The organism is Mesorhizobium sp. M0587 (assembly GCF_040320945.1).
In the GTDB taxonomy this organism is placed as follows: domain Bacteria; phylum Pseudomonadota; class Alphaproteobacteria; order Rhizobiales; family Rhizobiaceae; genus Mesorhizobium.
Window position 1 is genome coordinate 171,086 of the sequence record NZ_JAMYQP010000004.1, and the last position, 26,690, is coordinate 197,775.

The window sequence follows — 26,690 nt, forward strand, 5'->3', positions numbered from 1 at the left end:
AGTTCAAGCGTCCAGATCGATCAACGCGATGCCAAGCTCCGGACGTCTGCTGCGGCGCAGACGGCCAGGCGCTTCCACCAGGGTGACCTCGAGCGTCGGCCGGACGATGCCTTCGAGCAGATGGCCACCTCTGGTGGTGCCGTCGCTCAATCCGAACACCGCGTGAATATGAAGACTGGGCTGACCATCGTCGCCCAACGCGATATCGCCGATCGCGCTCAGGACTTCGCATTGTTCGTCGATCGGGATTCTGCGGTAGGTCTTCGCATTCAGATCAAACCAGCCCACGGTCGCTCTTTCGAAGGCCCCGATGGCTGTCAGGGAGGCACCGTCGAGCTTCTGGTCGGCCGCGAAGGCTGTGAGCGCGGTAAATGCTTCTTCGCCGGGATCGAGTACCACGATGAATGTCCTCTGCCCGTCGACCTCATTGACCAGCCGTGATTTCATGGCCCTGCTCCTTTTCTTGTCTGCGTGATTTTGGCGACCGCAGCAGCAGCGCGATCGGCACAAACAGCGCCGTTGCGACGGCGCAATAGCGAAAGACATCGACATAGGCGAGCAGCGACGCCTGTCGCGCTATCAACTGGCCGACCCAGCCGATCGCCTGCTGTTTGGCTTCGACCATGGGCGAGCCTTGAGCGACGAAGTGGTCGGTCACTTCCCGCAGCACCTGCTGGTAGATGGAGGACGATTGCGCGGTGTGGCCGACAAGGTTTGATTGATGGAGTTGCGCATTTTGAGCGATCACGGTGTTGGACAGCGATACGCCAATGCTGCCGCCTATGTTGCGGGCAACGTTGATCAGCGCCGATGCCTGGTTGGTCTGTTGCGGCGCCAGACCGACATAGGCCGCTGTTGAAATCGGGATGAACAGGAACGGCAGGCCGATCATCAGGAAGACGCGCGCAAAGGCAAAGAAGCGGAAGCTGGCGTCCGGGGTCAGCGATGTCATGTGCCAGAGCGCGACAGCGACGACGGACATGCCCGCCATGATCAGATATTTGGGCTGGATGAGACCCGCGGCGAATCCTGAAACCGGCATCAGCACCAGCATGGCGATGCCGCCCGGCATCATGGAGAGGCCTGACAGGGTCGCGGTGTACTCGAAGGCGGTCTGTTGCAGTTGTGGCATCAACTGCGTGGTGCTGAACAGCACGGCGCCGACTGCCATCATTACCAGGAACGAGGTGCCGAACTGGCGGGTGAACAGCAGGCGGACGTCGACGACCGGATCATGGTGGCTGAGTTCCCATGGAACAAGCAGCAGAAACGAGATCGCTGACAATACCGCAAAAGTCGTGATGAAGCTCGACGCGAACCAGTCGTTGCGCTGACCTTGGTCGAGGAAGATTTCCAAGCTGCCGAGCGCAGTCGCGACGAGGATGAACCCGACAAAGTCTATTTTGAGGCCGTCTTTCAGCCGCTCCCGACGTTCGCGTTCGAGCACGTCCGGCTCGACGAGCAGCCACTGCACCAAGGCGATCGACATGATGCCGAACGGTACGTTGATGAAGAAGATCCAATGCCAGGAGAAATGGTCCGTCAACCAGCCGCCGATGGTCGGTCCGACCGTCGGCGCGACAATGACGGCGATGCCGTAGAGCGCAAATGCCTGGGAGCGTTTTTCGGGCGGGAACGTGTCGGCAAGGATCGACTGCTCGCTTGGCGCCATGCCGCCACCGCCGAGGCCCTGCAAGATCCTGAAGACGATGAGCATCTCCAGGTTGGGTGCCAGTCCGCACAGCAGCGATGCGATGGTGAAGGTCGCCACGCAAAGCATGTAGTAGCGCTTGCGGCCGATCACGCTGGCCAGCCAGCCGCTGACCGGAATGATAACGGAATTCGCGACGAGATAGGTGGTGATGACCCAGGTGCTTTCGTCCATTCCGGCGGCCAGGCTGCCAGCGATGTTGCGCAGCGCCACGTTGGCGATCGAGGTGTCCAGCACCAGCATGAAGGTCGCGATCGAGACGACGATCGCGATCAGCCACGGATTGTGCTCGCCGGCAGCGGACCGGCTTTCGCTCTGGTCGCTGGCCATTTCGCCGCTCACCGCACCTTGACCGTCGGCACCACCGACAGGCCCGGGCCCAGCAGCACGCCGGGCGGTTTGTCGAAGACGATCTTCACCGGCACGCGCTGCACCACCTTGACGAAATTGCCGGTGGCATTTTCGGCCGGCAGCAGGCTGAAGGCGGTGCCGCTGCCTGCCTGGATGCTGTCGACCCGGCCATGGAAGGATTTTTCCGGATAGGCGTCGATATCGATGTCGACGGGCTGTCCCGGCCGCATCAGATCAAGCTGCGTTTCCTTGAAATTGGCCTTCACCCAGACTTCGTCCGGAACAAACATCATCAGCACCTGGCCAGGCTGGGCATAGGTGCCATTGGCGATCGAGATGCTGGTTGCCCGTCCGGCAACCGGCGCGGTGATGGTCGTGCGGGCGAGCATCGTGCGTGCCTGCTCCCGGCTCGCCCTGGCCTGATTGAGCTTGGCTTCGGCGCTTTTGCCCTGTGCTTGCAAAACGGCGATCTGGCTTTTTGCGCCAGCCACGCTGGCCTGGGCGTTATCGAGCGCAGCCTGGTCCTGGCGCAGCGTCGAAGCGGCCTGCTGCGCCTGTTGTTGCGTTGCGGTGCCCCTGGCGAGAAGTTCGCGGTTGCGCTGGTCTTCCGCCCTGGCGAAGTCGAGCGCCGCCTGGGCTTGCACCGCCTGTTTCTGCGCCGCGTCGACCTTTGCGTTCTGTGCTTCTATCTGCGCCGCGACGTTGACAATCTCCGCCTGCGCCGCGGCGACGCCCGCATCGGCCTGCTTGAGGCTTGCCTGATAGTCGGTGTCGTCTATGCGCAGGAGAACGCTGCCCGCCTTGACCTGCTGGTTGTCGGTGACCGCGAGGTCGGTGATACGTCCCGATATTTCGGCGCCGATGGTAATCGTGCGCGCATCGATGAAAGCGTCGTCCGTCCATTCATATTGGCGGGCATGCAACCACCAGATCACCACGCCCGCCACGATGAGCAGTAGCACAAGGGCGATTGCAGTCGCCCAGTAGGGATGGCGCCTGGGAAAGCCGAGCAGGTTCGAGTTCTGCGGCTTGGCGTCCGGCGGTCCGCCATTCCTGGATCTGTCGTCGTCCAGCTCCTGTTGTGCGGAATTTGGCTGGCTGCCGCCACGCTGCTCAAGGGTTTGCTGCTCTTGCTGCTCTTGGGTTCGCCCGAAACCATCGTCGGCGGGAATCGTGTCGGGCTCGGTTTTCTGAGGTTTCGTATCCAACGGAATAACTCTCAGCAATATGAGGGGATTGTCCGCGGCGGCGGACGCGGGTCAACGGCAAGGCTTGGCAAAAGTTCCTGATGTGAATTCCGACCACGGGATGAAAGGTAACGTCACTCCGACAGCCTTGTCCGGGTTCATCCGACCACGATGCGCACCAACAGCGCCAGCAACACGATGCCGACCAGGCCGGCTATGAAGATGATCCGGCGCGTACGGGTTCGCAGTATGATCTCACCTTGCCGTGCCTGTTCGGCCGAGAACACCGGCCCATCATCGCTGTCGTCGTGCCGATCATCGCTCATGATCGTCTCCTTGCGTTCTCGGAAGACAACTATTGCGCGAACGGTGAAGTTCCAGCGGCTCCCGGCCGGCCGGTAAAGAAATGATCACAGGCTTGTGAGGGACGGAACTTTGTATCCTGCTAGCGGTTCGGCCCGCTCAGGGACTCCAGCCAGCCGGAAGCCAGCCATGTCCAACTCCACGATCCCCAACAGCTTGAGCAGACGCACCTTCATGACGGGCTCTGTTTCGGCAGCAGCGGCCATGCCGCTCGCGACCACGTCGACGCAAGCCGCCCCCCCGGAACCCGCCAAAGCGGCCGCGCCGCGCGATCTTTCGACGATTTCGATGCGTATCAACAAGCAGGCCTACACGTTTGCGCTCGACAACCGCACGAGCCTGCTGGACGCCTTGCGCGATCATGCCGGCCTGACCGGCACCAAGAAGGGATGCGACCACGGCCAGTGCGGGGCCTGCACCGTGCTCGTCGATGGGAAGCGGGTGCTTTCCTGCCTGAGTTTCGCCGTCATGAACCAGGGCCGTGATATCACGACCGTGGAGGGCCTGGCTCCAGTTGGTGGAGATTTGCATCCGATGCAGCAGGCCTTTGTCGACCATGATGCGTTTCAGTGCGGCTATTGCACGCCGGGCCAGATCATGTCCGCCATCGGTTGCGTCAACGAGGGCCATGCCGGGTCGGACGACGAGATCCGCGAATATATGAGCGGCAATCTATGCCGGTGCGCGGCCTATCCGAACATCGTCGCGGCGATCATCCAGGCGCGCGACGAAATCAGGAGGGCCTAGGATGCATCCCTTCCTCTATGAGCGACCGACGAGCGTTTCCGCGGCGATCGCCACGGCGGCCGAACCCGGCGCGAGACATGTCCAGCCAACACAGGCCAACACCCAATTCATCGCCGGCGGCACCAATCTGGCCGACTATATGAAACTTGGTGTCGCGCAGCCGGAGCGGTTGCTCGACCTGAACAATCTCGCCGAGCCGGCGCTGCGGCAGATCAGAATAAGCGATGATACCATCCGCTTCGGCGCGTTGGTCCGCATGGGCGAAGCAGCCGACAACAAGGAGGTCAGGCGCCGTTGCCCGCTCCTTGCCGAGAGCCTCCAACTCGCCGCCAGCGGCCAGCTTCGCAACATGGCGAGCCTTGCCGGCAATGTGCTGCAGCGAACGCGGTGCGAGTATTTTCGCGAAATATCCTGGCCATGCAACAAGCGCGAGCCCGGTTCCGGCTGCGCCGCGATGGAAGGGGTCAACCGGCAACATGCCGTGCTTGGCACCAGCGACGCCTGCATCGCCACTTACCACGGCGATTTCGCGCAGGCGCTGATCGCGCTCGATGCGGTCGTCGAGGTGGAGGGACGGCGCGGTTCGCGCAGAGTACCGTTCGCCAAACTGCATCGGCTTCCGGGCGACACGCCCGAAATCGAAACGGATCTCGCCGCCGATGAAGTTATCGTGGCAATCGCCGTTCCTTTCGACACATGGAGCCGTCGCTCGCGTTACCTGAAGATACGCGATCGCGAATCATATGCGTTCGCGCTGGCCTCGGCCGCGGTTGCGCTGGACATGGACGGAGAGATGGTCAGGCAAGCGCGCATCGCGCTGGGCGGCGTCGCGACAGTGCCGTGGCGCGCCAGGGCGGCGGAGGCCGCGCTGCGCGATAACGTCCTTGACGACAAGAGCGCGGCGGCCGCGGCCGAAGCCGCTTTTGCCGACGCCAGTCCACGCCAGCACAACGCGTTCAAGGTGCCGCTTGGCAAGCGTACGCTGGTGCGGGCCCTGCTCGAAACACGCGACATGAAGGTCTGACGATGAACCAAGCTGCTCCTGCGCCGAAAGAAAATATGGGAAATCCTGTCCCCCGGATCGACGGGCGCCTGAAGGTCACCGGGCAGGCCGGCTATCCCGCCGACCTTGCCGTGGCCAATGTCGCTTACGGCGCGCTTGCCACCAGCACCGTTGCCAAAGGCAGCATTTCCGCCCTTCACCTCGATAAGGCCCGTGCCGTGCCGGGCGTCATCGACATCGTCAGCGCCGGCGATATGGACCAGATCGACGAGCCCAAATTCGGCAATACCGCGGCGAGTTCGATCGGTCCCCTGCACGACAAAACCATCTTCCATGACGGCCAGATCATTGCGCTGGTGGTGGCCGAAACATTCGAGGCCGCCGAAGAAGCCGCTATGCTGATCCGTGCCGATTATGCGGCCGAAACGCCCAGCGCCGGCTTCGATTCGAAAGGCGTGGAGATGGAGCCGGCGGCCGGCAAGAGCCCGTTGTTCAAGGAGGACGTCAAGGCCGGGGATTTCGACGCCGCCTTTCAATCCGCTGCGGTGAAGATCGACCAGAAATACTCGACGCCGACGCAGCACCACAATCCGATCGAGCTGTTTTCGACCACGGCCATGTGGCAAGGCGATCAACTCACCGTTCATGAGCCGAGCCAGAATGTCACCGGCTGGAAAACCGAACTCGCGCGGCAGTTGAAGATCGATCCGGCCAATGTCCGTATCGTCAGCCCCTATATTGGTGGCGCCTTCGGCTCCAAGGGACCGATGACCGCCCGTACGGCAATTGTCGCGGTTGCTGCCCGCCGCGTCGGCCGGCCGGTCCGTTGCGTCGTCAGCCGCATGCAGGCTTTCAACACGCAGACCTACCGGGCGGAGACGCGCCATCGTATCCGCATCGGCGCGAACAAGGATGGCCACATCACCGCATTCGCGCATGAAGGCTGGGAGGTGACGTCGCGTCCCGACGCCTATGTCGTCGGCGGCACCTCGGCGACCGGCCGCATGTATAATTACGGTTCCGTGCTCACCCATGTTTCGCTGGTGCATGCGGATCGCAACACGCCGGGCTATATGCGCTCCCCGCCCGAAACGCCCTATGTCTACGCGCTTGAAAACGCCATGGACGAAATGGCCGTGGCGCTTGGCATGGATCCGGTCGAATTCCGGCGTATCAACGAGCCTGAAAAGGAGCCGATCGGCGGCAAGCCATTCTCCAGCCGGTCGCTCATCAAATGTTACGACCAGGCCGCCGAGGCCTTTGGCTGGTCGAAGCGGGACGCCGCTGTGGGTTCGATGCGCGATGGCGACTGGCTGGTCGGCATGGGCTGCGCGACCGCCATCTATCCAACTGCCAGCGCGCCATGCGCGGCCCGTGTCCGCCTGACCGACGATGGCCAGGTTCGCGTCCAGTGCGGTTCGCACGAGATTGGCACCGGCGTGCGCACGGTTGCAGGACAGATGGCGGCCGAGAGACTTGGCGTCGACATCGACAAGGTGACCGTGGAGATGGGCGACAGTGCCTTGCCGCCGGCGCCGGTGTCAGGTGGCTCGATCTCGACGGCGAGCGTCTGCTCGGCGGTTATGAAGGCTTGCGACGCCGTGCGCCAGAAGCTCTTCGCCGCGGCAATTGCCGGAGACGGACCATTGGCCGGCTCCGGCAATGCAAGGCTGGAAATGGACCAGAAGACAATCGTTGCAAGCGGCGGCAAATCCGCCAGGCTGTCGGATGTCTTCAAGGCGATGCAGGTCGGCGCGATAGAGGAATACGCCGAATTCGCGCCAAAGGATTCAACGCCGGAAGCCCTGAAGAAACTCTATGCCGGACAGCCTGAATTCCACGGCGGCGATCAGGACAAGGATTCGGTGAAATATGCCTTCGGCGCGGAATTCGTCGAAGTTCGTGTCAACAGCTACACACGCGAAATCCGGGTGCCGCGCGTCGTCGGTGCCTTTGCCGCCGGACGCATTATGAATACGCGCACCGCGCGCAGCCAACTGATGGGCGGCATGATCTGGGGCATTGGCCAGGCTCTTCACGAGGCGACGGAAATCGATCGGCGCGATGCCCGCTATGTCAACCGAGACCTGCAGGACTATCTGGTGCCGGTCAATGCGGACATCAAACAGGTCGACGTCATCCTGGTCCCGGAGGTCGACCCGGACGTCAATCCGGCCGGCGTCAAAGGACTGGGCGAACTTGGCAATGTCGGGACCGCGGCCGCGGTGGCCAGCGCCGTCTATCACGCCACTGGCAAGCGCATTCGCGACCTGCCGATCAGGATTGACGATTTGATAGGCTGACGATCAGGGGTGGCGCAGGACGGGAGCATGGATCTCGTAACCCATAAGAAATTCAAGAACGGCCGGTTGATGCCGTGGGGAAAAGGCACCGTCGTCAGCGGAGCAAAGGGATTTGTCTACCTTTGCGGAAACACCGCGACCGCCGATGACTATGATCCGATGGGCAGAAAGGGAGGTGGCTTCGTCGGGGATGCGGCCGCGCAGTGGCGCGCAATTCTAACGAACATCAAATCCGATCTGGAGGAACTCGGCAGCGCACTCGACTATCTCATTCGGCTGACCTTCTTCATCAAGGGGCCATTTCCCGACGGCGGCGTTCTGAGCTCCCCCAATTTTCGCCTGGACGTGATGGACGCGTTCTTTGCCGAGCATTGCCCGAAGCACTGTAGCTATAACAACCCGCCGCCCTCGGAGGTGATCGGGGTTGCAGCGCTCGCGCAAGCTGACATCGTCGTCGAGATTGTCGCGGTTGCCGCGCTGCCGGACTGAGAGAATTTCCGCGTGGTAGTGACGGCCGAGGGCTCTCGACCTCATTCCGGGGCAGTCGCGGGAGCTGTATAGCGGCGGCGCACAGCGTCGAGCACGCGTTTGCGGCTCTCCTCGGCCGAGAGCGTATCGTCCTTTTCCGCCTCGGCGGTTTCGCTCGCCAGTTCCTTGTCCCTGATCTGCTGGCGGAACCACCTCGAATAATCGCCGGCGCGCAAGTGGAACTCCCAGGTTTTGTCGTCGATACCTTCGGCAATCTGAGCGAATATCGTCAGATTGTGGGCCCTGAGCTTCATCGCGTCGTCGGGACCGCGGAAATAGAAACTGCCGGCTTCGTCGAGTTGCCCCTCGGCATATTTGCGGCTGTGCCGCTTGAGCGATTGCCGCGGCTCGACCACCTTGACCATGGCCGGCTTCTTCCGCTTTTCCGGTCGCCAGAACAACACGCGCTCGCCCTTGGGCGAGGGAATGTCCTTCGGCGGTTCAATCCCTGTCTCGTGGCAGAATACTTTCACGACGTCCTTCGCTTTGGGTCCAAGGGCAATGATGGCTGTTACCAGGCGCAAGGCATCGGTCGAGAGCGCCTCGGGGTGAACGGTGATCAGGATCGTGCCCGGCAATTCCAGCGACAGCACCGCACGCGTATCATCGCGCCGCTTGGGGAGAAGATGATGCGCTTCGTCGATGACCAGCCAATGCGGTCTTGCGGTGCGGCGGCGGAAGCTGCTGAGGCCGGGCAACAGGTCGGCAAAGAAATCGGGCCGTTCATTGACGCGCAGCGCCAACCCATTGATGACGATATTGCTGTCCGGGTTCTCAACCAGGTCCAGCACTTGCGCCTCTGTCGGCACGGTCGCGCCGTCGCCCAGCCGGATGGCGCCTTCGAGCCCGTCATAGTCGCCCTCTGGATCGAAGATGCAGAACTGAAACCGGCTCTCGACGAAGCGCTCCGTCAGTGCTGTGGCCAAGGTGGATTTGCCGATGCCCGAACTGCCGGCGATGAGCACGGTGTCGGTCGGCGACAAATAGATATCATCGCCGTCGGCCGTCCCAAGCACAATGCCACCGCGGCGCCGCGGCACGAGATCATGGTCACGCTTCATGAGTTTGCCGATCAGTTCTTCCACGCCCTTTCCGCGGGCACCATGGGTCACCAGATCCGCAGTGGTCTTGACCGCTGGAAGCGCATTGTCGACAGCCACACTGCAGCCGCAGGCCTGGAGGAAGGCGTGATCGTTCTCGGCGTCGCCGATACCGACCACATTATGGGTCGAAAGCCGAAGATCCTGGAGGGCGGCGGCCAGTCCCGTGGCCTTGTTGGTGCCGCTCGGCAGGATCATCACCGCGCCCTTGTTGAAGATGATTTCCAGCTCAAGCCCCAGTTTCTTGATAATCTCCAGCACCGCTACCTGATGGGGCTCCCAGGTCGCGACGATCGACCGCCCGACCGAAAGCGGCTTGACGCCGTGCTTCTTCAGCCTGGCGACGAACTTAGGCTCGGGTGAGGGGGAAATCACCCGTTCTTCTTCACTTGCCGGCGTGTAGATCAGCGCTCCATTCTCGGCGACGACCTTGTCGAACAGGCTGACTTCGGGAAAGACGCGTTTCAGGTCGGGCAGTTCGCGCCCGGTGACAAGAACCAGCTTGCGGCCACTTTTCTTGAACCGCTCGAGGGCGGTGAGCGTTTTCCTGGCAACGATCCCGTCATGGGCAAGCGTGCCGTCGTAGTCCGTCGCCAACGCAATGAAATACATTCTACCGACCTTCTTCCAGTGCCCGTTCGCCCAGCGTCTGGGGTAGAACGTGTGATCGAGACAAAGGCTCCGATCGGGAGCCGAGCGGCTCGCATCATTCTGAAGGTCCGGTGACGGTTTTGCTCCCCAAATCAGGAACTCCTCCGGTACCGGGAACGTTGAGCAGGTGAGCCGGGATCAGCTACCGGCGCATGCCCGCGGCGGCCAGCCGCCGCCAAAATTCACCATGAGCACAGGAAAGGTAACGCCATGGGCTTCTTTTCGAAGGACATCAAGACACTCGACGATCTCTTCGTGCACACGCTGCGCGACATCTACTACGCCGAAAAGCAGATCGAGAAATCGCTGCCGAAGATGATCGACAAAGCAACCGATCCGCAATTGAAAGCCGGCTTCGAAAAACATCTCGACCAGACCAGGGGCCATGTCGAACGTGTCGAGCAGGTGTTCGAGTTGCACGGCGTCAAGGCCAAGGAGGTCAACTGCCCGGCAATCGACGGCATTCTCGAGGAGGCCGACGAGGTGAGCGGCGACGTCGACGACAAGGAAGTTCTCGATGCGGCGCTGATCGCCTCGGCGCAGGCCGTCGAGCATTACGAGATAACCCGCTACGGCACGCTCATCGCCTGGGCCAAGCAGCTTGGCCGCAGCGACTGCGCCAACGTGCTGGTCAAGAATCTAAAGGAAGAGCAGGCGACCGACCGCAAGCTCACTGAGATCGCGGAAAGCAAGGTCAACCTGCAAGCCGCCGAATAAGGCCGCTCCCTCCAGTCGGCTGGCCAGCGCGGCGGCTGGCCACCGACGCTGCGCCGGCAATTTTTACATCAGTAACCGCCGATCACCGGCAGGATCTCGCCGGTGATATAGCTCGAGCATTGCGGCGAGGCGAGGAACACATAGGCCGGCGCGAGTTCTTCCGGTTGCGCCGGTCGCTTCATCGGCGTGTCCGCGCCGAATTTCGAGACGGCGCCGGCTTCCTTGTCCGACGGGTTGAGCGGTGTCCACACCGGACCGGGCGCAACAGCGTTGACCCGAATGCCCCTGCTGATCAGATTGCCCGAAAGAGCCCGCGTGAACGCATGAATGCCGCCCTTGGTCATCGAATAGTCCACCAACTGCTTTGAGCCGTCTATACCGGTCACGGAACCGGTGTTGATGATTGCCGAGCCCGGCTTCATATGCGGCACGGCTTCCTGCGCCATGTGGAAATAGCCATAGAGGTTGGTCTTCAGCGTCGTGTCGAAATGCTCCTCGGTCAGATCGCTGAAGTCGCTGGAATGGATCTGAAAGGCGGCATTGTTGACCAGCACGTCGATCTGTCCGAACTTGGCCATCGTCTCCGCCACCGCCTTGCGGCAATGGTCGCGTTCACTGACATCGGCTTTTATCAGGATGCAGCGCCGTCCCTCGGCTTCGACCATGGCCTTCGTCTCCTGCGCATCCTTGGTCTCGGCGAGATAAACAATCGCGATATCGGCGCCCTCCCGCGCGAACAGGATAGCCACGGCGCGACCGATACCGGAATCGCCGCCCGTGATTACCGCGACCTTGCCGTCGAGTTTCTTGGAGCCGAGATAGAACGGCGCCTCGTAGAGTGGAGCCGGTTCGAGCGCCCATTCGTGCCCCGGCTTCGGCTGATGCTGTTCCGGGAAAGGCGGCTCGGGATATTGGCGGGCTCCGGCCTGCATGGCGCCGCCGTTTCCGCCATCGGGCTTCGATTTGTCCTTGGCGTCGACCTTGCGCTGGATATGACGTTGCTTCGCGGCCTCGGCGGCTGTTTCCGATTTCATCTGCATGTCTGTCTCCTCGACGTGGAGCACGAACAACGCATATCCGGCCAAAAAGTTTATGGCCGCCAGCGTCATTCCTTCAATCGGGCGACACGCTCGAGAAATGGCCTTGAAGCATTGGCGGATGGCCGATCACCCGAAAGGATGCGGGATGCCACCCGCGCAGTTCAAGCGCCGCCGTTACGCCGATCGGACCGCGCCGAAGATCAGGATGGAGGCCTGGCGCGCCATCGCGACATCAGCTTTTCGGCAGCGCGTAAGCGATGATGTCGTCGCCGATCTTCGTTTCCATGAAATGATGGCCGCCGGGCGCGATCACGACATATTGTCGCCCGCCTGCTTCATAGGTCATGGGGTTGGTCTGGCCGCCGGCCGGCAGGTCCGTTTCCCAAACCACCTTGCCGGTCTTGATGTCGATCGCGCGGAATTTATCGTCCGTGGCGGCCGCGATGAAAATCAGCCCGCCCGCGGTCACCAGCGGCCCGCCATTATTCGGTGTGCCGATGTCGATCGGCAGCAATGACGGGATGCCGAAAGGCCCGTTCTTCACCGCGCTGCCAAGCGGCTTGTCCCACAGCGTCTTGCCGGACTTGAGGTCGATAGCGCGGATGTGGCCGTAGGGTGGCTGCGAACACAGCAGGCCGGTCGACAGCCGCCAGCCGGCATTGACGCCGATCGCATAAGGCGAGCCTTTCTGGGGGTCACCCTTGTCCCTGGCATCCTTGGAACCGCCTCCTTCATCGATCGACCTGAAGCCCATGTGGTCTGCCTCGTCGCGCGGGATGAGCTGGTCGTAGTTGGGCATGTCGTTGTAGTTGGCGACGAGAATGCCGTTCTTTGCGTCGACGGCGATGCTGCCCCAATCCGAGCCGCCATTGTAGCCGGGATATTCGATGAAGGGTTTGTCGACGGTCGGCGGTGTGTATTCACCCTGGTAGGATGCCCGGTGGAACTGGATCCGGCATATCAGCTGGTCGAGCGGGCTCATGCCCCACATGTCCTTCTCGGTCAGAACGGGCTGATTGAGGTGGGCATAGCTGGAATAGGGTTGCGTCTTCGACAATCTGTCGGGTTCCACGCCGCCCGAAGGGACCTGGCGCTCCTCGACCGGGAATAGCGGCTTTCCCGTCTTGCGATCCAATACGTAGATCTGCCCCTGCTTGCTCGGAACGATGATTGCGGGGACGTTTCCGGTCGCTGCCGGGAAATCGACGAGCGTCGGCTGCGAACCAAGGTCGTAATCCCAAAGATCGTGATGAACGGTCTGAAAATGCCAGGCCGGCTTGCCTGTCGTGACGTCAATGGCAACGATCGAGGAGTTGTATTGATCTTCGAAATCCTTGCGATCCACGCCGTAATAGTCGACGGCTGCGTTGCCGAGCGGCAAGTAGACATAGCCGAGTTCGGGGTCGGCGGCGGCGACTGTCCACATGTTTGGTGTGCCGCGTGTGTAGGTTTCGCCAGGGGGTGGCGCGCCGGTGCGGTCGGGATGGCCCATATCCCAGGCCCAGACAAGCTTGCCTGTCGCTGCATCATAACCCCGCACCACGCCCGAGGGGGCATTCTCCGCCTGGCCGTCCTTGACCTGTGCGCCAACCACGGCGATGCCGCGCACGATGACTGGCGGCGCGGTGACCGAATACCAACCGGGCACGGTTTTGCCGATACCCTCGGTCAGATCGATCGCGCCCTGCTGGCCGAAGCCTGGGCAGAGCTTGCCCGTCCTGGCATCGACGGCGATCAGCCTGGCATCGAGCGTGCCTTCCAGGATCCGGGTCGCGCAAGGCTGGTCGGCATTGGCGCCCGGGAGCTGGTAATAGGCGACACCACGGCACGTCGCTCCATACGGAATGGCATTGTCGGCCACCTTCGGATCGTAGCGCCATTCTTCCTTGCCGGTGACAGCGTCGAGCGCGATGACGATGTTCTTGGCCGAGCAGGCGTAGAGGTGGCCGCCAATTTCCAATGGTGTGTTTTCCGGCGAATATTTGTCGGCGGCCGCCTTGTCGGGCATGTCGCCGGTGTGGGCGTGCCAAGCCGGCGTCAGCATCGTCACATTGCCGGCCGTGATCTGGTTGAGCGGTGAATAGCGTGTCGCCAGTTCGGATCCACCATAAAGCGGCCAATCCTCCCCGGCCTTGTGGATCGACGTGTCGGCCGAGGCTGGCGCCGACACGGCGCCGGGCTGGACGGCCGCCGGCGGCGCAGCCCCCTGCGAGCGCGCCCAAGGTGCGATTTGAGGAAGCCCGACCGCACCGGCGACTGCGAACAGGACGATCGAGGCCGCTGCCTGCGCGGCATAGCCGGTGAGCCGGGCGGCGTCGTTGCCGAAGCCGGGCAAGGTCAGCAGGACGAAGATCAGGATGACCGTCGGCGCCAGCACGCGTGGCATCAGAGCCCAACCGTCGGCCCCCACCTCCCACCAGGCCCAGATCAATGTGGCCATCCAGGTCAAGGCGTAAAGCCATACTCCGGCGACATTGCGGGAAAGCAGCAACGCGCCTGCTGCCAGCAAGCCGATGCCAGCTGGCAAATAATACCAGGATCCGCCCAGCGCGATGAGCCACGCGCCGCCGGCGCCGATCAGCAAGCCAAGGACGACCAGCAGCGCGCCGACGAACATTCTCCACCAGAATGTAACACCTGATCGGCGGCGGAAACCCGGTTGTTGCGAATGAAAACCTGCGGCGTGATCGGTCACGATGCACCTCCAGCGGCAATAAAAGCTCTATGTCCCCGAACGCGTGGCCGCATCGATAGTTGCCGCTGGGGCGGATCTGAAGAAACCGGCGCGGCTCACCATTCTGTGATCTATGCCGCTGGGCTCGGAACCTTCCCTGCAAAACCGCCGTTACCTCTCCTCAACGAGGACTTGCTTCAAACGAAAACCCGGCGAGAGATGCCGCAGGTCTTTTCAAAAAGCGCCAACGGCATTTCGCGCCTTGTTCTATGGGGCGCATGTTTCATGGCGATCTTTGCGGCCGTGGCAGGCACTGCGATATTGCGATCGGACTTCGTCACGGGTGCCCGCCATCCAATGGCGCAGCCTGTCCCCTTCAGCCACAAGCACCATGTCGGCGACATCGGCCTCGACTGTCGCTACTGCCACAACGGCGTCGAAACGTCGGCCTCGGCGGGGCTGCCCGCGACCGAGGTCTGCATGACCTGCCATTCGCAGCTCTTCACCAATGCGGAAATGCTGGCACCGGTGCGCGCAAGCCTTGCCTCGGGACGGCCGCTGCAATGGCAGCGGGTGAATTCCGTGCCGGATTTCGTCTATTTCAACCATTCGATTCACATCGCCAAAGGTGTCGCATGCGAGACCTGTCACGGCGATGTCGACGATATGCCGCTGATGCAACGGGCGCATTCGCTGTCGATGGAATGGTGCCTGGGCTGTCATCGCGATCCGGGTCCGAATCTTCGCCCGCCGCAAGATGTTTTCCTGCTGCATTGGAAGCCGCCGCAAGACATCGAACAGATCAGGCGCTCGCTCATCAGCATCCTCGATATCCATCCCAAGACGATGACGGACTGCTATGTCTGCCATCGCTGACAGACAGCCGGATCTTGCGGCGCTGAGGCTCGCCGCGGCGGGCCGTGAGCCATGGCGCGGCCTGGACGAACTGGCCGACACGGCGGAGTTCCGGCGTTTCGTGGAGGCGGAGTTTCCAGCGACCGCCGAACGCCTGCCACTCAGTCTGGACCGGCGCACTTTGTTGAAACTGATGGGCGCGTCGCTGTCGCTGGCTGGTTTGACCGCCTGCAGCGAGGCCGAACGCATCGTGCCTTACGTGCACCAGCCGGAGAACATCATTCCCGGCAAACCACTTTATTACGCAACGGCTCTCGCCAGTGACGGCTACGGCATCGGCGCGGTTGTCGAGAGCCATGAGGGCAGGCCGACCAAGATCGAGGGTAACCCTGATCATCCGGCATCGCGCGGCGCGACCGATGCCGTCATGCAGGCCGCGGTGCTGTCGCTGTTCGATCCCGAACGATCCCGCGCGCCGCTCAAGCAGGGCGAGCCGGCGAGTTATGGCGATTTTCTGAAGGAGATCGCTGGCCTGGCCGGCGGGTCGATCGCGTCTGGCGGGCAAGGCCTGGCGCTGCTGGTCGAGGCGACGACATCACCGACAGCCAAAGCCCAGATCAACGCGCTCAAGGCGCGCTATCCCAGACTTCGCGTCTTTCGGCACGATCCGCTTGCGGCCGGTTCCGGAGAACAGGCGACGGCGAAACTGTTCGGCAGAGCGCTGGCGCCGATCTACCATTTCGACCGCGCCGATGTGATCGTCAGCCTTGACGCCGATTTTCTCGGCGATGGTCCGGGGCGCCTGGCCTATGCTCGACAGTTTGCGGACCGGCGGCGCGTACGCAAGGCGACGGACACGATGAGCCGCCTCTACGTCATCGAATCGACGCCTACGATCACCGGTGCCGCGGCCGATCATCGCCGCGCAGTCAGGCCAAGCGCTGTCGAAAGCATCGCGGCTGCAATCAAAGCGGCTCTCGAGGGCGACAATCACGAGGCCGAGCCGGCATGGGCCAGCGCACTTGTCGAGGATCTGCGCGGGGCCGGCCGCAATGCACTGGTGGTGCCCGGCGCGCACCAGACGGAATTCGTCCATGCCCTGGCCTTTGCTATGAATGCCAGGCTCGATGCCATCGGCAACACGCTGGAATTCATTGAGCCGCCCGACGCCTTGGGGACCGACGGCGACCTTGCCTCGCTCTGCCAGGCGATCGCTGGCCGCTTGGTCGACACGGTCGTGGTGCTCGGTTCCAATCCCTTGCATACGGCTCCGTCGGATATCGACGTGCGCAAGGCCTTTTCGGACCTCAAGCTTCTCGTCCACTGGGGACTCTACCGCGACGAGACGGCATTCCTGGCGCGGTGGCACATTCCCGCCGCGCACGAACTGGAAGGCTGGAGCGATATCCGCGCCTATGACGGCACCGCCTCGATCGTGCAGCCACTTGTGGAGCCGTTGTTCGGCGGCAAGAGCCTGCACCAACTGCTTGCCGCGCTCGGTGGTGAATTCAACGCCGATATGCAGGCACTGGTGCGCCGGACATGGGCGGCCATGGATGAGCCGGCCTGGCGCAAGGCGCTGCGCGACGGTGTCGTGCCGAACAGCACCGCGCGCCCCGTCGCCGTCGGCATGGCGGCGGATATCGGCGCGGGTGCGCGGCGTGTCTCCGCCGACGGCCCGCTGGAGGTTCGCTTCGTCGCCGATCCCTGGCTGCGCGACGGCCGCTACGCCAACTCTTCGTGGCTGCAAGAACTGCCGCGCCCGCTGAGCAAGCTGGTCTGGGGTAATGTGGCGTTGATCTCGCCTGCCACCGCGCAGCGCCTGGGGCTTGGGAACGGGCGCGTGGTCAACCTGGCGCGAAACGGCAGGGATTTGGACGCGCCGGTCTGGATCACGCCTGGCCAGCCGGACAATACCGTGACGCTGTCGCTGGGTTTTGGGCGCAAGATCGGTTCGGTCGCCACCATGGCCGAAGGGTACGACGCCTTTGCCCTGCGGACCGCTGATGCGGCCTGGTTCGCCGATGGTCTGGTGCTGACCGTGCGCGACGGCTCGGCGCGCGTGGCTACCACCCAGCACCACCAGGCGATGGAGGGCAGGGCGATCATCCGCCATGCTACGCTCGATGCCTTCAGGCACGATCCACATTTCGTGCGCGACGGCGCGCCGACCGAGCCGACCGAATCTCTCTATCCGGATTGGAGCTATGACCAGGAAGCCTGGGGCATGGCGATCGATCAGTCGGCCTGTATCGGCTGCATGGCTTGCGTATCGGCTTGCCAGGCCGAAAACAACATCGCGACCGTCGGTCCGGACGAAGCGGCACGCGGCCATGAAATGCACTGGCTGCGCATCGATCGCTACTATGCCGGCGCCATCGACGATCCCGATATCTTCTTCCAACCCGTGCCGTGCATGCATTGCGAGAAGGCGCCATGCGAAGTGGTCTGTCCGGTCAACGCGACCACCCATACGCATGACGGGCTGAACGCGCAGGTCTATAATCGCTGCATCGGCACGCGCTATTGTTCGCAGAACTGCCCCTACAAGGTGCGGCGGTTCAATTTCTTCGGCTATCAGGAGTTCGACAAGCAGAGCGCGGGACCGCAACAGGCGGCGCGTAATCCGGATGTCACCGTGCGGTCGCGCGGCGTCATGGAAAAATGCACCTATTGCGTCCAGCGCATTTCGGAGAAGCGCATCCGAGCGCAGATCGAGAACCGCGAGATCGCCGATGGCGAGGTGGTGACCGCCTGCCAGCAGGCATGCCCGACGCAGGCGATCGTTTTCGGTGATCTCAACAAGAAGGGTTCAGGCGTTGCGCGCGAGAAAGCGGCGCCGCACAATTATGCGCTGCTCGAAGAGCTGAATACGCGGCCGCGCACCACTTATCTCGGCAAGATCACCAACCCGAACGACCGGATTGCCGGGAAATCGAGGGCGGAGGCCGCCAATGGCTGACGCTGCCGGCATCAGGGCCAAAAAGGCCCCACCGCGCCTGCCGGTGCTGCGCGGACGGCACGATTTCCCGGAAATCAGCGGCCGCATCAGCGCGGTCGTGCTGGACGGAAAGTTGCCCCGCCTGTTCTGGGTTGCGTTCTTCGTCTGCTTTGCCTTCGTGCTGTTGTTCCTTTATTCCATCACCTACCTGATTTCGGTCGGTATCGGCGCCATCGGCATCGACATTCCCGTCGTCTGGGGCACGATGATCTCCAACTTCGTGTGGTGGATCGGGATTGGTCATGCCGGCACCTTGATCTCGGCAGTGCTGCTGCTTCTGCGCCAGCCCTGGCGCGCCTCGATCAACCGTTTCGCCGAGGCGATGACGCTGTTTGCCGTGGCGATGGCCGGGCTCTACCCGATCCTGCATCTCGGCCGGCCGTGGTTTTTCTATTGGCTGCTGCCGCTGCCCAACACCCATATGCACTGGCCGCAATGGCGCAGTCCGCTGGTCTGGGATTTCGCCGCAATTTCCACATACGCCACCGTCTCGCTGCTGTTTTGGTACATGGGCCTGCTGCCGGACCTCGGGGTGCTGCGCGACCGTGCCAAGTCACGCTTCGCGCAGCTCTTCTACGGTATCCTGGCGCTTGGCTGGTGCGGCTCGGCCTTCCATTGGGCGCGCTACCAGACCGTCTATTTCCTGATGGCCGCGCTGGCGACGCCGCTCGTCGTCTCGGTGCATTCGATCGTCGCGCTCGACTTCACCTTTGCCATCACTCCGGGCTATCATTCGACGATCTTCCCGCCTTACTTTGTCGCCGGCGCGCTGTTTTCCGGCTTCGCGATGGTGCTGACCATTGCCATTCCCTTGCGCTGGGCCTTCGCGGTCGAAGATCTGATCACGCTGCGCCACATGGACAACGCCGCCAAGCTGATGATCGCGGCCGGCATGATCGTCGCCTACGGCTATACGTCGGAAGCGTTCTTCGCCTGGTATTCGGGGCAGCCCTACGAGCGCGCCATGATGGCCGAGCGCGCCGTCGGGCCCTATGCGCCGCTGTTCTGGACCATGCTCCTGTGCAATTGCGTCGTGCTGCAGCTGCTTTGGCTGCGCCGCGTCCGGCTCAACATGCCGCTGCTGTTCTCGATCGCGCTGGTCATCAACATCGGCATGTGGCTGGAACGCTATGTCATCGTGGTGACGGGGCCGAGCCGCGACTACCTGCCGTCCTCGTGGGGCGAACAATCGCTGACCTGGCTCGATTTCGGGATCCTGTTCGGCTCGATCGGCACCTTCTTCGCGCTCGTCTTCCTGTTCATCCGCATCCTGCCGGCAATCACCATCTTCGAGGTCGAGGAACTGGCCGAGGAGAAGGGCGGCGCGGCATGAGCCTCTACGGCATCATAGCGGCGTTCGCCGATCCGGACGCGCTGACGCAGGCGGTTAGTGCGATGCGCGACAAGGGCTACCGGCGCATGGACGCGTTCTCGCCGTTCGAGGTGCGCGGCCTTGCCGATAGTCTCGGCATGCGAAAGACGCGCCTGCCACGGGCCGTGCTGTCGGGCGGCGCTGCCGGCGCCGTGCTCGTCTACGCGCTGATCCTCTATTCGGTCGAGATCGACTATCCGCTCAATGTCGGCGGCCGGCCGCTGCATTCCTGGACGCCTTTCCTGGTGATCGCCTTCGAGGCGGGCATTCTCGGCGCGGCCCTGGCGGGCTTCTTCGGCATGCTCTGGGCAAACGGTTTGCCGCAATATTACCATCCGGTCTTCAATGCCGCGACCTTCACCTACGCTCGGGGCGGCAAGTTCTATCTGCTCGTCGAAGCGGCCGACCCGAAGTACCGCAAGGGCGTCACCAAGCGCCAATTGACACGACTTGGCGCCGAGACGGTCGAGGAGGTGGAAGCATGACGGCGTGGAAGCTCCTGCTGCTCGTTCTCCCGCTGATCGCGGGCTGCAAGCAGGATATGGCGGACCAGCCGCGCTACGATCCGCTTGAAGGCAGCAAACAGTTCGCCGACGGCATGTCGGCGAGGGCACCGGTCGAAGGCACCGTGACGCACGATGCCGACCTTGCGGCGGTGCCGAACAGATTTCCGTATCCGGTTACAATGACTCTGCTGCGACGCGGACAGCAGCGCTTCGACATCTTCTGCTCGCCTTGCCATGGCCGCACCGGCGACGGCCACGGCATGGTGGTTCAGCGCGGCTTCCCCGCGCCGCCGAGCTACCATCAGGACGCGCTGCGCAATGCGCCGGACCGGCATTTCTACGATGTCATCAGCAATGGCTATGGTGCCATGTATTCCTATGCCGCGCGCGTGCCGTCGGCCGATCGCTGGGCGATCGTCGCCTATATCAGGGCACTGCAATATTCGCGCTACGCACCAGCCGGCGCATTGCCGGAAGATCTGCGCAGCAAGCTCGACGCGGAGCCCGCGCGATGAGGGGTCCAGCATGGCCCGATGGGTATTCCGCCCTTGCGGCTGTCGTGGCCGCCGCAGGGCTTGCGCTGTGCGGCGCCGGCCTGTTCCTCGATCCACGCACCACGCTGGCCGGCTGGCTGACGGCAGCGCTGTTCCTGCTCGGATTGCCGCTTGGGGCGATGACGATCCTGATGGTGCACGGACTGACCGGCGGGCGCTGGGGCGATGCGCTGCGCCCGCCCTTGCGCGCCATCGTGGCGACCTTGCCGCTGGCATTGCTGTTGCTCCTGCCCGTCCTGGCGCGGCCCGATCTGGTGTTCCCGTGGGCGGCAGTGGACCAGGCCACCTTGCCGGAGGCGGTGCGACAAAAACTCGCCTACCTCAACGTGCCGTTCCTTATCGCACGCTTCGTCGCCTGCGCGCTGGTCTGGCTGGTGCTGGGCTGGCTGACGATCACCTGGACCGCGCCCGACCGGCGTGGACCCAGGAGCGGCAGAGGATATGCTATCGGGCTCGTCGCCCACGGCCTTGCGATAACGGCGTTTGCCATCGATTGGATGCTGTCGATCGAGCCGGAGTTCACCTCGACCATCTATGCAATGATCGAAGCCGCGGCAGAGGTCGTCGGTGCGTGCGCACTGTCCTTGACGATGATGGCGGCAAGCCGCGCGATCGAGACAATGCCCGGTGGCGAGGAGGATGTAGCGCTTGGCGAAGACCTCGCCAACATGCTGTTCGGCTTCGTTCTGTTATGGACCTACCTTTCCTTCATGCAGTGGCTGGTCGTCTGGGCTGGTGACCTGCCGGAAGAAATCCACTGGTACATAGTCCGCGGCCAGGATGGCTGGCAGGCTCTGCTTTGGTTTATCATAGCGCTGCAATTCGCAGTGCCTTTTGCCGGCCTCAGCCGTCCGGTTAAGCGTAGCCATCGCGGTTTGCTGGGGCTCGGAGCGATTGTGCTGGCGGGACATTTCGCCGATGTCGTCTGGCGCGTGCGCCCGTCACTATCCTCCGCCGGCGCGCAACTGTCCTGGCCGGATCTGGCAGCGATGGCGGGGGCGGGCGGCGTGTGGTGCGTGGGGTTCTTCCATGCGCTTGCACGGCCGGATCGCATTTGGCTTTGGCATGGGAGGCACGCCTGTGGCTAAGGCCCTGCATCCTGAAACCGGTGATGTCCGGCCACGGGCGATCGTGCTTTTCGGCCTCGGCCTGCTCATCTTTGTGGCGCTGGTAGCGATAGCGCTGAAGCTGCTTTTCAACACGACGCCATACTGGCCGCTGATGGAGGCCCGGACGAAGGGCAGTGAAGCAAATCCCGCATTGCAGCGCTCCCCGGGACCTGACCTCGCGGCATTCCGTACGCTGGAAGACAAGGAACTCGGCAGGCTTGCCTGGGTCGACCGCAGTGCCGGTATTGCACGCATTCCAATCGAAGATGCAATGAAGCTGATCGCTGTTCAGGGACTGCCGGACTGGGGACGGCAAGCTGGTTCGGCCGCTCAGGATTGCGCCTTGCTCGAAGGCCAGGTTCCAAGGGTTTCGCAAGCCCGAAACTGTCCTGCCGCGGTTGGTGGAACATCGCCAGCCGATCCTGCGCGTCACCTGGGCACTGCCTCGCCGATCAATGGAGCGGGGCCATGACACGGTGGTTCGTCGTCATGGCTTTCCTGCTCGCTCCAATCCGCCTCGATGCGACGGAGCGGCCGTCTTTCGACCCGCAGATCGGTGCGCAACTTGGCCTCGATACCGTTCTTCAGGATGTTTCCGGTGGCCAGATGACACTGTCCGGCATTCTCGGCGGGCGCCCGGCGCTGGTGATCTTCGGCTATGACAAATGCCCGAATCTCTGCGGCGTGACGCAGCAGGCGGTGGCATCCGATCTGAATAAAACCGGCCTCGACCCGCAGAGCTACCGAGCGCTTTTCGTCTCGATAGATCCTTCCGAAACGTCACAGGACGCAAGAATAGCCAGAGCCGAAATCGCGCAGTCGGCGGGTCAGGACGGGCTGTCGGCCTGGCGCTTTCTGACCGGTGCCGGCGGGGCGGGGGCCGCTCTCGCAGCAGAGGCTGGCATCACCTTCGACCGGCGCGACCGCATCGCCCAATTCGTCCATCCGATCGCCGTCATCGCGCTGACACCGCAGGGGCGGATCGCACAGGTGCTGCCGGCGCTGACCTTTGAGCCGCGCGATCTCAAGCTTGCGCTGATCGAGGCATCCGCCGGCCGGCTGGGGTCCATCGCCGACCATGTCTTCCTGCTCTGCTCCGGTTTCGACACGTCGAAGGGCCGATACACCTCGGCAATAGAGGCTGTCGTGAAGACGGCGGGCGTAGCGACACTTCTGGCGCTTGGGGCAACCCTGTTCATGTTGACGCGGCGGAGGCGGATTTGAATTTCGGCATTCCCTTCACGCCGCCCGAAGCCTCTTCGATAGCCGGCAGCATCGACACGCTGTTCTACACCTTGCTTGCTTTTGCGATAGCGTTGGGCGCCTTCCTGGCCGGGCTGGTCGTTTTCTATGCGGTCAAATACCGAGCCGGCTCCAAAGCCGACCGCACGGGAGAGCGAGGACGAAGCCTGCCGTTGGAACTGACCTGGACGGTTGCAAGCATACTGATCGCTTTCGTCATTTTCGGATGGGGCGTAGTGCTCTTCCTGCATCGCGAGCATCCGCCGTTGGACGCGCTCGAAATCGCCGGCCTCGGGAAGCAGTGGATGTGGGAATTCCGCCATCCAGGCGGCCAGCGCGAGATCAACGAACTGCATATCCCTGTCGGCAAGGCCGTGATCGTGTCACTGGCATCGCAGGATGTCATCCACTCCTTTTTCGTGCCGGCCTTCCGGGTCAAGCAGGACGTCGTGCCTGGACGCACGACACATGTCTGGTTCATCGCTGAAGAGCCCGGACGTTTCCATCTGTTCTGCACGCAATATTGCGGCACCCAGCATTCGGAGATGGGCGGCTGGGTGACGGCGATGCCGCCCGAAGCCTATGCGGCGTGGCTTGGCAACCAGGATCACGCCGAAACGCTCGCGGCAGACGGGGAGAGGCTGTTTCGCGCCCTTGGCTGCTCCGGCTGCCATGGCAATTCGAGCAAGGTGAGGGCGCCGGATCTTGCCGGGATATTTGGACGGCCGGTGCCGCTGAACAACCGGCAGACGGTCATCGCGGACGAGCGCTATCTGCGCGATTCCATCCTCAATCCGAAAAAGGAAATCGCCGCCGGCTACGAGCCGGTGATGCCGAGCTTCGATGGCCTTGTCGATGAAGGAGAGATGCAGATGCTGCTCGCCTATCTCAAATCGCTTTCGGCACCGGCGACAGGCGAGGCAAACCAATGAGCACCGAGGCGCTGAGTCCTCCGGGTTATCTGAGCGAAGGCGCCGGTCCCGCCGCGTGGCTGCTGACCACCGACCACAAGCGCATCGCATGGCTTTACCTGGCCTCGCTCACCGCCTTCTTCTTTCTTGGCGGCGCGTTTGCCGTGCTGATGCGCGTGGAGCTAGCCACACCTTCCGGCGATCTCGTCTCCGACGACAGCTACAACCGGCTGTTTTCGCTGCACGGCATCATCATGATCTGGTTTTTCCTGGTGCCGTCGATCCCGGCAACGCTCGGCAATTTCCTTTTGCCGCTGATGGTCGGCGCGCGCGATCTCGCCTTTCCGCGCCTCAATCTCGCGAGTTGGTATGTGTTCATGCTGGGCAGCATGTTTGCCTTGTTCTCGGTGCTCGCCGGGGGCGTCGATACAGGCTGGACCTTCTATACGCCGCTCTCCACGCTCTATGCCAACGGCTTCGTCTCGATGGCCGCACTGGGCGTCTTTATCGTCGGCTTTTCGACGATCATGACCGGCATCAATTTCATCGTCACCGTTCACACGCTGCGGGCGCCGGGACTGACATGGTTCCGTCTGCCGATCTTCGTCTGGACGATGTACGCGACCGCCCTGGTGATGGTGCTGGCAACGCCGGTGCTCGCCGCGTCGCTGATCCTGATCGTGCTGGAAAGGGTGTTCGGCATCGGCATCTTCAATCCGGCGCTTGGCGGCGACCCGCTGCTGTTCCAGCATCTGTTCTGGTTCTACTCGCATCCGGCCGTCTACATCATGATCCTGCCGGGCATGGGGGTGGTCTCGGAAGTGCTGCCCTGTTTCAGCCGACGGCCGCTGTTCGGCTACAAGGCCGTCGCGCTGTCCTCGATGGCGATTGCTGTGTTCGGCTTCCTCGTATGGGGCCACCACATGTTCGTGTCGGGCCAGTCGGCCTATGCGGGCGTGCTGTTCTCGTTCCTGTCGTTCTGCGTCGCCATTCCCTCGGCGATCAAGGTGTTCAATTGGAGCCTGACGCTGCGCAAGGGCGAGATCTCTTTCGAGACGCCAATGCTCTACGCGCTGTTTTTTCTGGCGTTGTTCACGTTCGGCGGGCTGGCGGGTCTGTTCCTCGCGGCGCTCGCCATCGACGTTCATGTCCACGACACCTACTTCGTCGTTGCGCATTTCCACTACATAATGGTCGGCGGCATGGTGACGGCTTACATGGCCGGACTGCATTTCTGGTGGCCGAAGCTGACCGGACGGCTCTATTCCGAAACCTGGGGGCGCATTGCCGCGACCGTCACGTTTCTGGGCTTCAACCTGACGTTTTTTCCGCAATTCGTGCTCGGCTACCTCGGCATGCCGCGGCGTTATCATACCTATCCGCCGGAGTTTCAGTTCTGGCATGTCCTGTCGTCTGCCGGCGCCGTTGTGCTGGCGATCGGATACCTGATGCCGCTGCTCTATCTCGGCTGGTCGATGTTTCGTGGCGCACGAGCGCCGGCCAATCCATGGGGCGCCACAGGGCTCGAATGGCAGACGGCCTCACCGCCGCCGCCGCACAATTTCGAAACGACGCCGAAGGTCAGCCGGCCGGCCTATGATTATCCGATGAAGGGGCTGCGGCACGAGAAGTTCAGTCCGCACAAGGAGGAGGCTCGATGAGCGCGTCGAACGAAAGCGTTGCCTTCGATACGCCGGCCCGCGAGCGGCGAGCCGATGCGTTCGCGATGTGGATCTTCGTCGGCTCCGAGGCGATGCTGTTCGGCGCGATCCTGCTGGTGTTTTTCATGGCAAGGATCAGCTATGGCGCTGCCTTTGCCGCCGCATCGCAACGTCTGTCGTTGCCGCTCGGCACGCTCAATACGGTCGTGCTGATCACATCCAGCTTCGCCATGCCGCTCGCGCATCTCTACGCCAGTGCCGGCCGCTGGCGCGCCGCGCTCTGGTCGCTTGCTGCAACGGTGCTGCTTGGCCTTGGTTTCCTCGGCATCAAGACAGCGGAATACACGATGGAGTTCCGCGAAGGCATCGCACCGGTGCTTGGCGCGCCTTTCACCTATGACGGGCCGGATCGGGTGCATGCCGAATTCTTCTTCGGGCTTTATTTCGCGATGACCTCGCTGCATGCACTGCATCTCATTGGTGGCATCGTCGTCATTGCCGGCATGCTGATGTTGTGGACGCGTGCTAACGAAGCCAGCCGCCTTCGTCGCGTGCACGCCATCGGCCTTTACTGGCACTTCGTCGACATCGTCTGGGTCTTCCTGTTTCCCGTTCTCTATCTGATCAACCGATGAGCGAATTTCGCAAACTTACGTTCGCCTATCTCGGGCTCCTGGGTCTGCTGGTGCTGACGGTCGGCTCCAGCTTCTTCCCTCTTGGCGGATTGAATTCGGTGCTCAATCTTGTGATCGCCGGGGGCAAGGCCGGGATCATCGCCCTTCTGTTCATGCAACTGGCCGCGGATGGCGTCCTGCCGCGCCTCGCCGCGGCGACCGCGGCCCTGTGGCTGGCCATTCTGTTTGGATTGACCTTGATCGGACAATGAGCGGATTAGGATCGCGACAGTGGCGCCATCGCGATTTCGCATGTGGTGCGCGGTCGATTGCGGCGAGGCGGTGGTGCCGGATCCCGTCGTCACCAGACCGTGCGGCGCGCCACGCAACAGGCAAGAGCGTGTACGATCTTCCTACACGAAGGAGTGCATGAAAGCGGGACGGGGGCAGGACGGTTCATCGTTGGCAGGACGGTTCATCGTTCCGCGGC

At 62.7% G+C, this 26,690-nt stretch carries 24 protein-coding genes; 17 read left to right on the forward strand and 7 right to left on the reverse strand.

What is annotated here, in order from left to right; genetic code table 11:
* Positions 1–3: 3 nt before the first annotated feature.
* The 4 genes from NKI49_RS05480 to NKI49_RS05495 form a co-directional block, all read right to left on the reverse strand.
* Positions 4–447, reverse strand: a complete 444-nt coding sequence (locus NKI49_RS05480) for a PPC domain-containing DNA-binding protein (RefSeq protein WP_352601101.1) — start codon at positions 445–447, stop codon at positions 4–6.
* Positions 425–2,041, reverse strand: a complete 1,617-nt coding sequence (locus NKI49_RS05485) for a DHA2 family efflux MFS transporter permease subunit (protein WP_352601099.1) — start codon at positions 2,039–2,041, stop codon at positions 425–427. The genes NKI49_RS05480 and NKI49_RS05485 overlap by 23 nt, the downstream gene beginning before the upstream one ends.
* 8 nt (positions 2,042–2,049) lie before the next feature.
* A complete protein-coding gene (locus NKI49_RS05490; RefSeq protein ID WP_352601097.1) occupies positions 2,050–3,270 on the reverse strand; it encodes an HlyD family secretion protein in 1,221 nt (406 codons plus the stop codon).
* A gap of 137 nt (positions 3,271–3,407) precedes the next feature.
* Complete coding sequence (locus tag NKI49_RS05495) at positions 3,408–3,575, reverse strand: hypothetical protein (RefSeq protein WP_352601095.1); 168 nt, start codon at positions 3,573–3,575, stop codon at positions 3,408–3,410.
* Positions 3,576–3,741: 166 nt separating this feature from the next.
* On the opposite strand from NKI49_RS05495, the gene NKI49_RS05500 reads away from it, so the two are divergent.
* Genes NKI49_RS05500 through NKI49_RS05515 form a run of 4 tightly spaced genes read left to right on the forward strand, consistent with a single transcriptional unit; the run spans position 3,742 to position 8,154 of the window.
* On the forward strand, positions 3,742–4,359 hold the full coding sequence (locus NKI49_RS05500; RefSeq protein WP_352601093.1) for a (2Fe-2S)-binding protein: 618 nt from the start codon (positions 3,742–3,744) through the stop codon (positions 4,357–4,359).
* A 1-nt stretch (position 4,360) separates the two neighbouring features.
* Positions 4,361–5,383: an FAD binding domain-containing protein gene (locus tag NKI49_RS05505; protein WP_352601091.1), complete on the forward strand. Its 1,023-nt coding sequence runs from the start codon at positions 4,361–4,363 to the stop codon at positions 5,381–5,383.
* 2 nt (positions 5,384–5,385) lie between these two features.
* Complete coding sequence (locus tag NKI49_RS05510) at positions 5,386–7,665, forward strand: xanthine dehydrogenase family protein molybdopterin-binding subunit (RefSeq protein ID WP_352601090.1); 2,280 nt, start codon at positions 5,386–5,388, stop codon at positions 7,663–7,665.
* Positions 7,666–7,692: 27 nt separating this feature from the next.
* Positions 7,693–8,154 (forward strand): RidA family protein, encoded by a 462-nt coding sequence (locus NKI49_RS05515; RefSeq protein ID WP_352601088.1) that lies wholly within the window; start codon positions 7,693–7,695, stop codon positions 8,152–8,154.
* Between the two features lie 41 nt (positions 8,155–8,195).
* Here the strand turns inward: NKI49_RS05515 and NKI49_RS05520 are convergent, their stop codons facing one another.
* Positions 8,196–9,905, reverse strand: coding sequence for an HAD family hydrolase (locus NKI49_RS05520; RefSeq protein ID WP_352601086.1), 1,710 nt, complete (start codon positions 9,903–9,905; stop codon positions 8,196–8,198).
* Between the two features lie 249 nt (positions 9,906–10,154).
* Between NKI49_RS05520 and NKI49_RS05525 the strand changes: the two genes are divergently transcribed.
* Positions 10,155–10,661 (forward strand): YciE/YciF ferroxidase family protein, encoded by a 507-nt coding sequence (locus NKI49_RS05525; RefSeq protein WP_352601084.1) that lies wholly within the window; start codon positions 10,155–10,157, stop codon positions 10,659–10,661.
* Positions 10,662–10,729: 68 nt separating this feature from the next.
* Here NKI49_RS05525 and NKI49_RS05530 read toward each other — a convergent pair whose 3' ends face one another.
* Together NKI49_RS05530 and NKI49_RS05535 are read right to left on the reverse strand one after the other, a co-directional pair.
* A complete protein-coding gene (locus NKI49_RS05530) occupies positions 10,730–11,701 on the reverse strand; it encodes an SDR family oxidoreductase (RefSeq protein ID WP_352601082.1) in 972 nt (323 codons plus the stop codon).
* 232 nt (positions 11,702–11,933) lie between these two features.
* Positions 11,934–14,396: a membrane-bound PQQ-dependent dehydrogenase, glucose/quinate/shikimate family gene (locus tag NKI49_RS05535; RefSeq protein WP_352601080.1), complete on the reverse strand. Its 2,463-nt coding sequence runs from the start codon at positions 14,394–14,396 to the stop codon at positions 11,934–11,936.
* 198 nt (positions 14,397–14,594) lie between these two features.
* Here NKI49_RS05535 and NKI49_RS05540 point away from each other — a divergent pair, with 198 nt between their 5' ends.
* Genes NKI49_RS05540 through NKI49_RS05595 form a run of 12 tightly spaced genes read left to right on the forward strand, consistent with a single transcriptional unit; the run spans position 14,595 to position 26,472 of the window.
* Complete coding sequence (locus NKI49_RS05540; protein ID WP_502899503.1) at positions 14,595–15,251, forward strand: cytochrome c3 family protein; 657 nt, start codon at positions 14,595–14,597, stop codon at positions 15,249–15,251.
* Positions 15,235–18,192: a TAT-variant-translocated molybdopterin oxidoreductase gene (locus NKI49_RS05545; protein ID WP_352601076.1), complete on the forward strand. Its 2,958-nt coding sequence runs from the start codon at positions 15,235–15,237 to the stop codon at positions 18,190–18,192. Before NKI49_RS05540 ends, NKI49_RS05545 begins: the two co-directional genes overlap by 17 nt.
* A complete protein-coding gene (gene nrfD, locus NKI49_RS05550) occupies positions 18,185–19,564 on the forward strand; it encodes an NrfD/PsrC family molybdoenzyme membrane anchor subunit (protein ID WP_352601074.1) in 1,380 nt (459 codons plus the stop codon). The genes NKI49_RS05545 and nrfD overlap by 8 nt, the downstream gene beginning before the upstream one ends.
* Positions 19,561–20,088, forward strand: coding sequence for a DUF3341 domain-containing protein (locus NKI49_RS05555; protein WP_352601073.1), 528 nt, complete (start codon positions 19,561–19,563; stop codon positions 20,086–20,088). Before nrfD ends, NKI49_RS05555 begins: the two co-directional genes overlap by 4 nt.
* The gene (locus NKI49_RS05560) at positions 20,085–20,624 is read left to right on the forward strand and encodes a c-type cytochrome (protein ID WP_352601071.1); all 540 of its coding nucleotides are present in this window, start codon (positions 20,085–20,087) and stop codon (positions 20,622–20,624) included. Before NKI49_RS05555 ends, NKI49_RS05560 begins: the two co-directional genes overlap by 4 nt.
* Positions 20,621–21,751: a hypothetical protein gene (locus NKI49_RS05565; protein ID WP_352601069.1), complete on the forward strand. Its 1,131-nt coding sequence runs from the start codon at positions 20,621–20,623 to the stop codon at positions 21,749–21,751. Before NKI49_RS05560 ends, NKI49_RS05565 begins: the two co-directional genes overlap by 4 nt.
* Positions 21,744–22,244: a hypothetical protein gene (locus tag NKI49_RS05570; protein ID WP_352601067.1), complete on the forward strand. Its 501-nt coding sequence runs from the start codon at positions 21,744–21,746 to the stop codon at positions 22,242–22,244. The genes NKI49_RS05565 and NKI49_RS05570 overlap by 8 nt, the downstream gene beginning before the upstream one ends.
* Entirely contained in the window at positions 22,241–22,996 is a 756-nt protein-coding gene (locus tag NKI49_RS05575) for an SCO family protein (protein WP_352601065.1), read from the forward strand. The genes NKI49_RS05570 and NKI49_RS05575 overlap by 4 nt, the downstream gene beginning before the upstream one ends.
* A complete protein-coding gene (gene coxB / locus NKI49_RS05580) occupies positions 22,993–23,946 on the forward strand; it encodes a cytochrome c oxidase subunit II (RefSeq protein WP_352601063.1) in 954 nt (317 codons plus the stop codon). Before NKI49_RS05575 ends, coxB begins: the two co-directional genes overlap by 4 nt.
* On the forward strand, positions 23,943–25,586 hold the full coding sequence (ctaD, locus tag NKI49_RS05585) for a cytochrome c oxidase subunit I (protein WP_352601061.1): 1,644 nt from the start codon (positions 23,943–23,945) through the stop codon (positions 25,584–25,586). Before coxB ends, ctaD begins: the two co-directional genes overlap by 4 nt.
* A complete protein-coding gene (locus NKI49_RS05590) occupies positions 25,583–26,221 on the forward strand; it encodes a cytochrome c oxidase subunit 3 (protein ID WP_352601059.1) in 639 nt (212 codons plus the stop codon). The genes ctaD and NKI49_RS05590 overlap by 4 nt, the downstream gene beginning before the upstream one ends.
* A complete protein-coding gene (locus NKI49_RS05595; RefSeq protein WP_352601057.1) occupies positions 26,218–26,472 on the forward strand; it encodes an oxidase in 255 nt (84 codons plus the stop codon). Before NKI49_RS05590 ends, NKI49_RS05595 begins: the two co-directional genes overlap by 4 nt.
* Positions 26,473–26,690 lie beyond the last annotated feature (218 nt).

Bases quoted from the DNA above. Each gene is read 5' to 3' on its own strand.
- NKI49_RS05480 (WP_352601101.1), bottom strand. From the start codon at position 447: ATGAAATCACGGCTGGTCAATGAGGTCGACGGGCAGAGGACATTCATC.
- NKI49_RS05485 (WP_352601099.1), bottom strand. From the start codon at position 2,041: ATGGCCAGCGACCAGAGCGAAAGCCGGTCCGCTGCCGGCGAGCACAAT.
- NKI49_RS05495 (WP_352601095.1), bottom strand. From the start codon at position 3,575: ATGAGCGATGATCGGCACGACGACAGCGATGATGGGCCGGTGTTCTCG.
- NKI49_RS05500 (WP_352601093.1), top strand. From the start codon at position 3,742: ATGTCCAACTCCACGATCCCCAACAGCTTGAGCAGACGCACCTTCATG.
- NKI49_RS05505 (WP_352601091.1), top strand. From the start codon at position 4,361: ATGCATCCCTTCCTCTATGAGCGACCGACGAGCGTTTCCGCGGCGATC.
- NKI49_RS05510 (WP_352601090.1), top strand. From the start codon at position 5,386: ATGAACCAAGCTGCTCCTGCGCCGAAAGAAAATATGGGAAATCCTGTC.
- NKI49_RS05515 (WP_352601088.1), top strand. From the start codon at position 7,693: ATGGATCTCGTAACCCATAAGAAATTCAAGAACGGCCGGTTGATGCCG.
- NKI49_RS05520 (WP_352601086.1), bottom strand. From the start codon at position 9,905: ATGTATTTCATTGCGTTGGCGACGGACTACGACGGCACGCTTGCCCAT.
- NKI49_RS05525 (WP_352601084.1), top strand. From the start codon at position 10,155: ATGGGCTTCTTTTCGAAGGACATCAAGACACTCGACGATCTCTTCGTG.
- NKI49_RS05530 (WP_352601082.1), bottom strand. From the start codon at position 11,701: ATGCAGATGAAATCGGAAACAGCCGCCGAGGCCGCGAAGCAACGTCAT.
- NKI49_RS05540 (WP_502899503.1), top strand. From the start codon at position 14,595: ATGCCGCAGGTCTTTTCAAAAAGCGCCAACGGCATTTCGCGCCTTGTT.
- NKI49_RS05545 (WP_352601076.1), top strand. From the start codon at position 15,235: ATGTCTGCCATCGCTGACAGACAGCCGGATCTTGCGGCGCTGAGGCTC.
- nrfD (WP_352601074.1), top strand. From the start codon at position 18,185: ATGGCTGACGCTGCCGGCATCAGGGCCAAAAAGGCCCCACCGCGCCTG.
- NKI49_RS05555 (WP_352601073.1), top strand. From the start codon at position 19,561: ATGAGCCTCTACGGCATCATAGCGGCGTTCGCCGATCCGGACGCGCTG.
- NKI49_RS05560 (WP_352601071.1), top strand. From the start codon at position 20,085: ATGACGGCGTGGAAGCTCCTGCTGCTCGTTCTCCCGCTGATCGCGGGC.
- NKI49_RS05565 (WP_352601069.1), top strand. From the start codon at position 20,621: ATGAGGGGTCCAGCATGGCCCGATGGGTATTCCGCCCTTGCGGCTGTC.
- NKI49_RS05575 (WP_352601065.1), top strand. From the start codon at position 22,241: ATGACACGGTGGTTCGTCGTCATGGCTTTCCTGCTCGCTCCAATCCGC.
- ctaD (WP_352601061.1), top strand. From the start codon at position 23,943: ATGAGCACCGAGGCGCTGAGTCCTCCGGGTTATCTGAGCGAAGGCGCC.
- NKI49_RS05590 (WP_352601059.1), top strand. From the start codon at position 25,583: ATGAGCGCGTCGAACGAAAGCGTTGCCTTCGATACGCCGGCCCGCGAG.
- NKI49_RS05595 (WP_352601057.1), top strand. From the start codon at position 26,218: ATGAGCGAATTTCGCAAACTTACGTTCGCCTATCTCGGGCTCCTGGGT.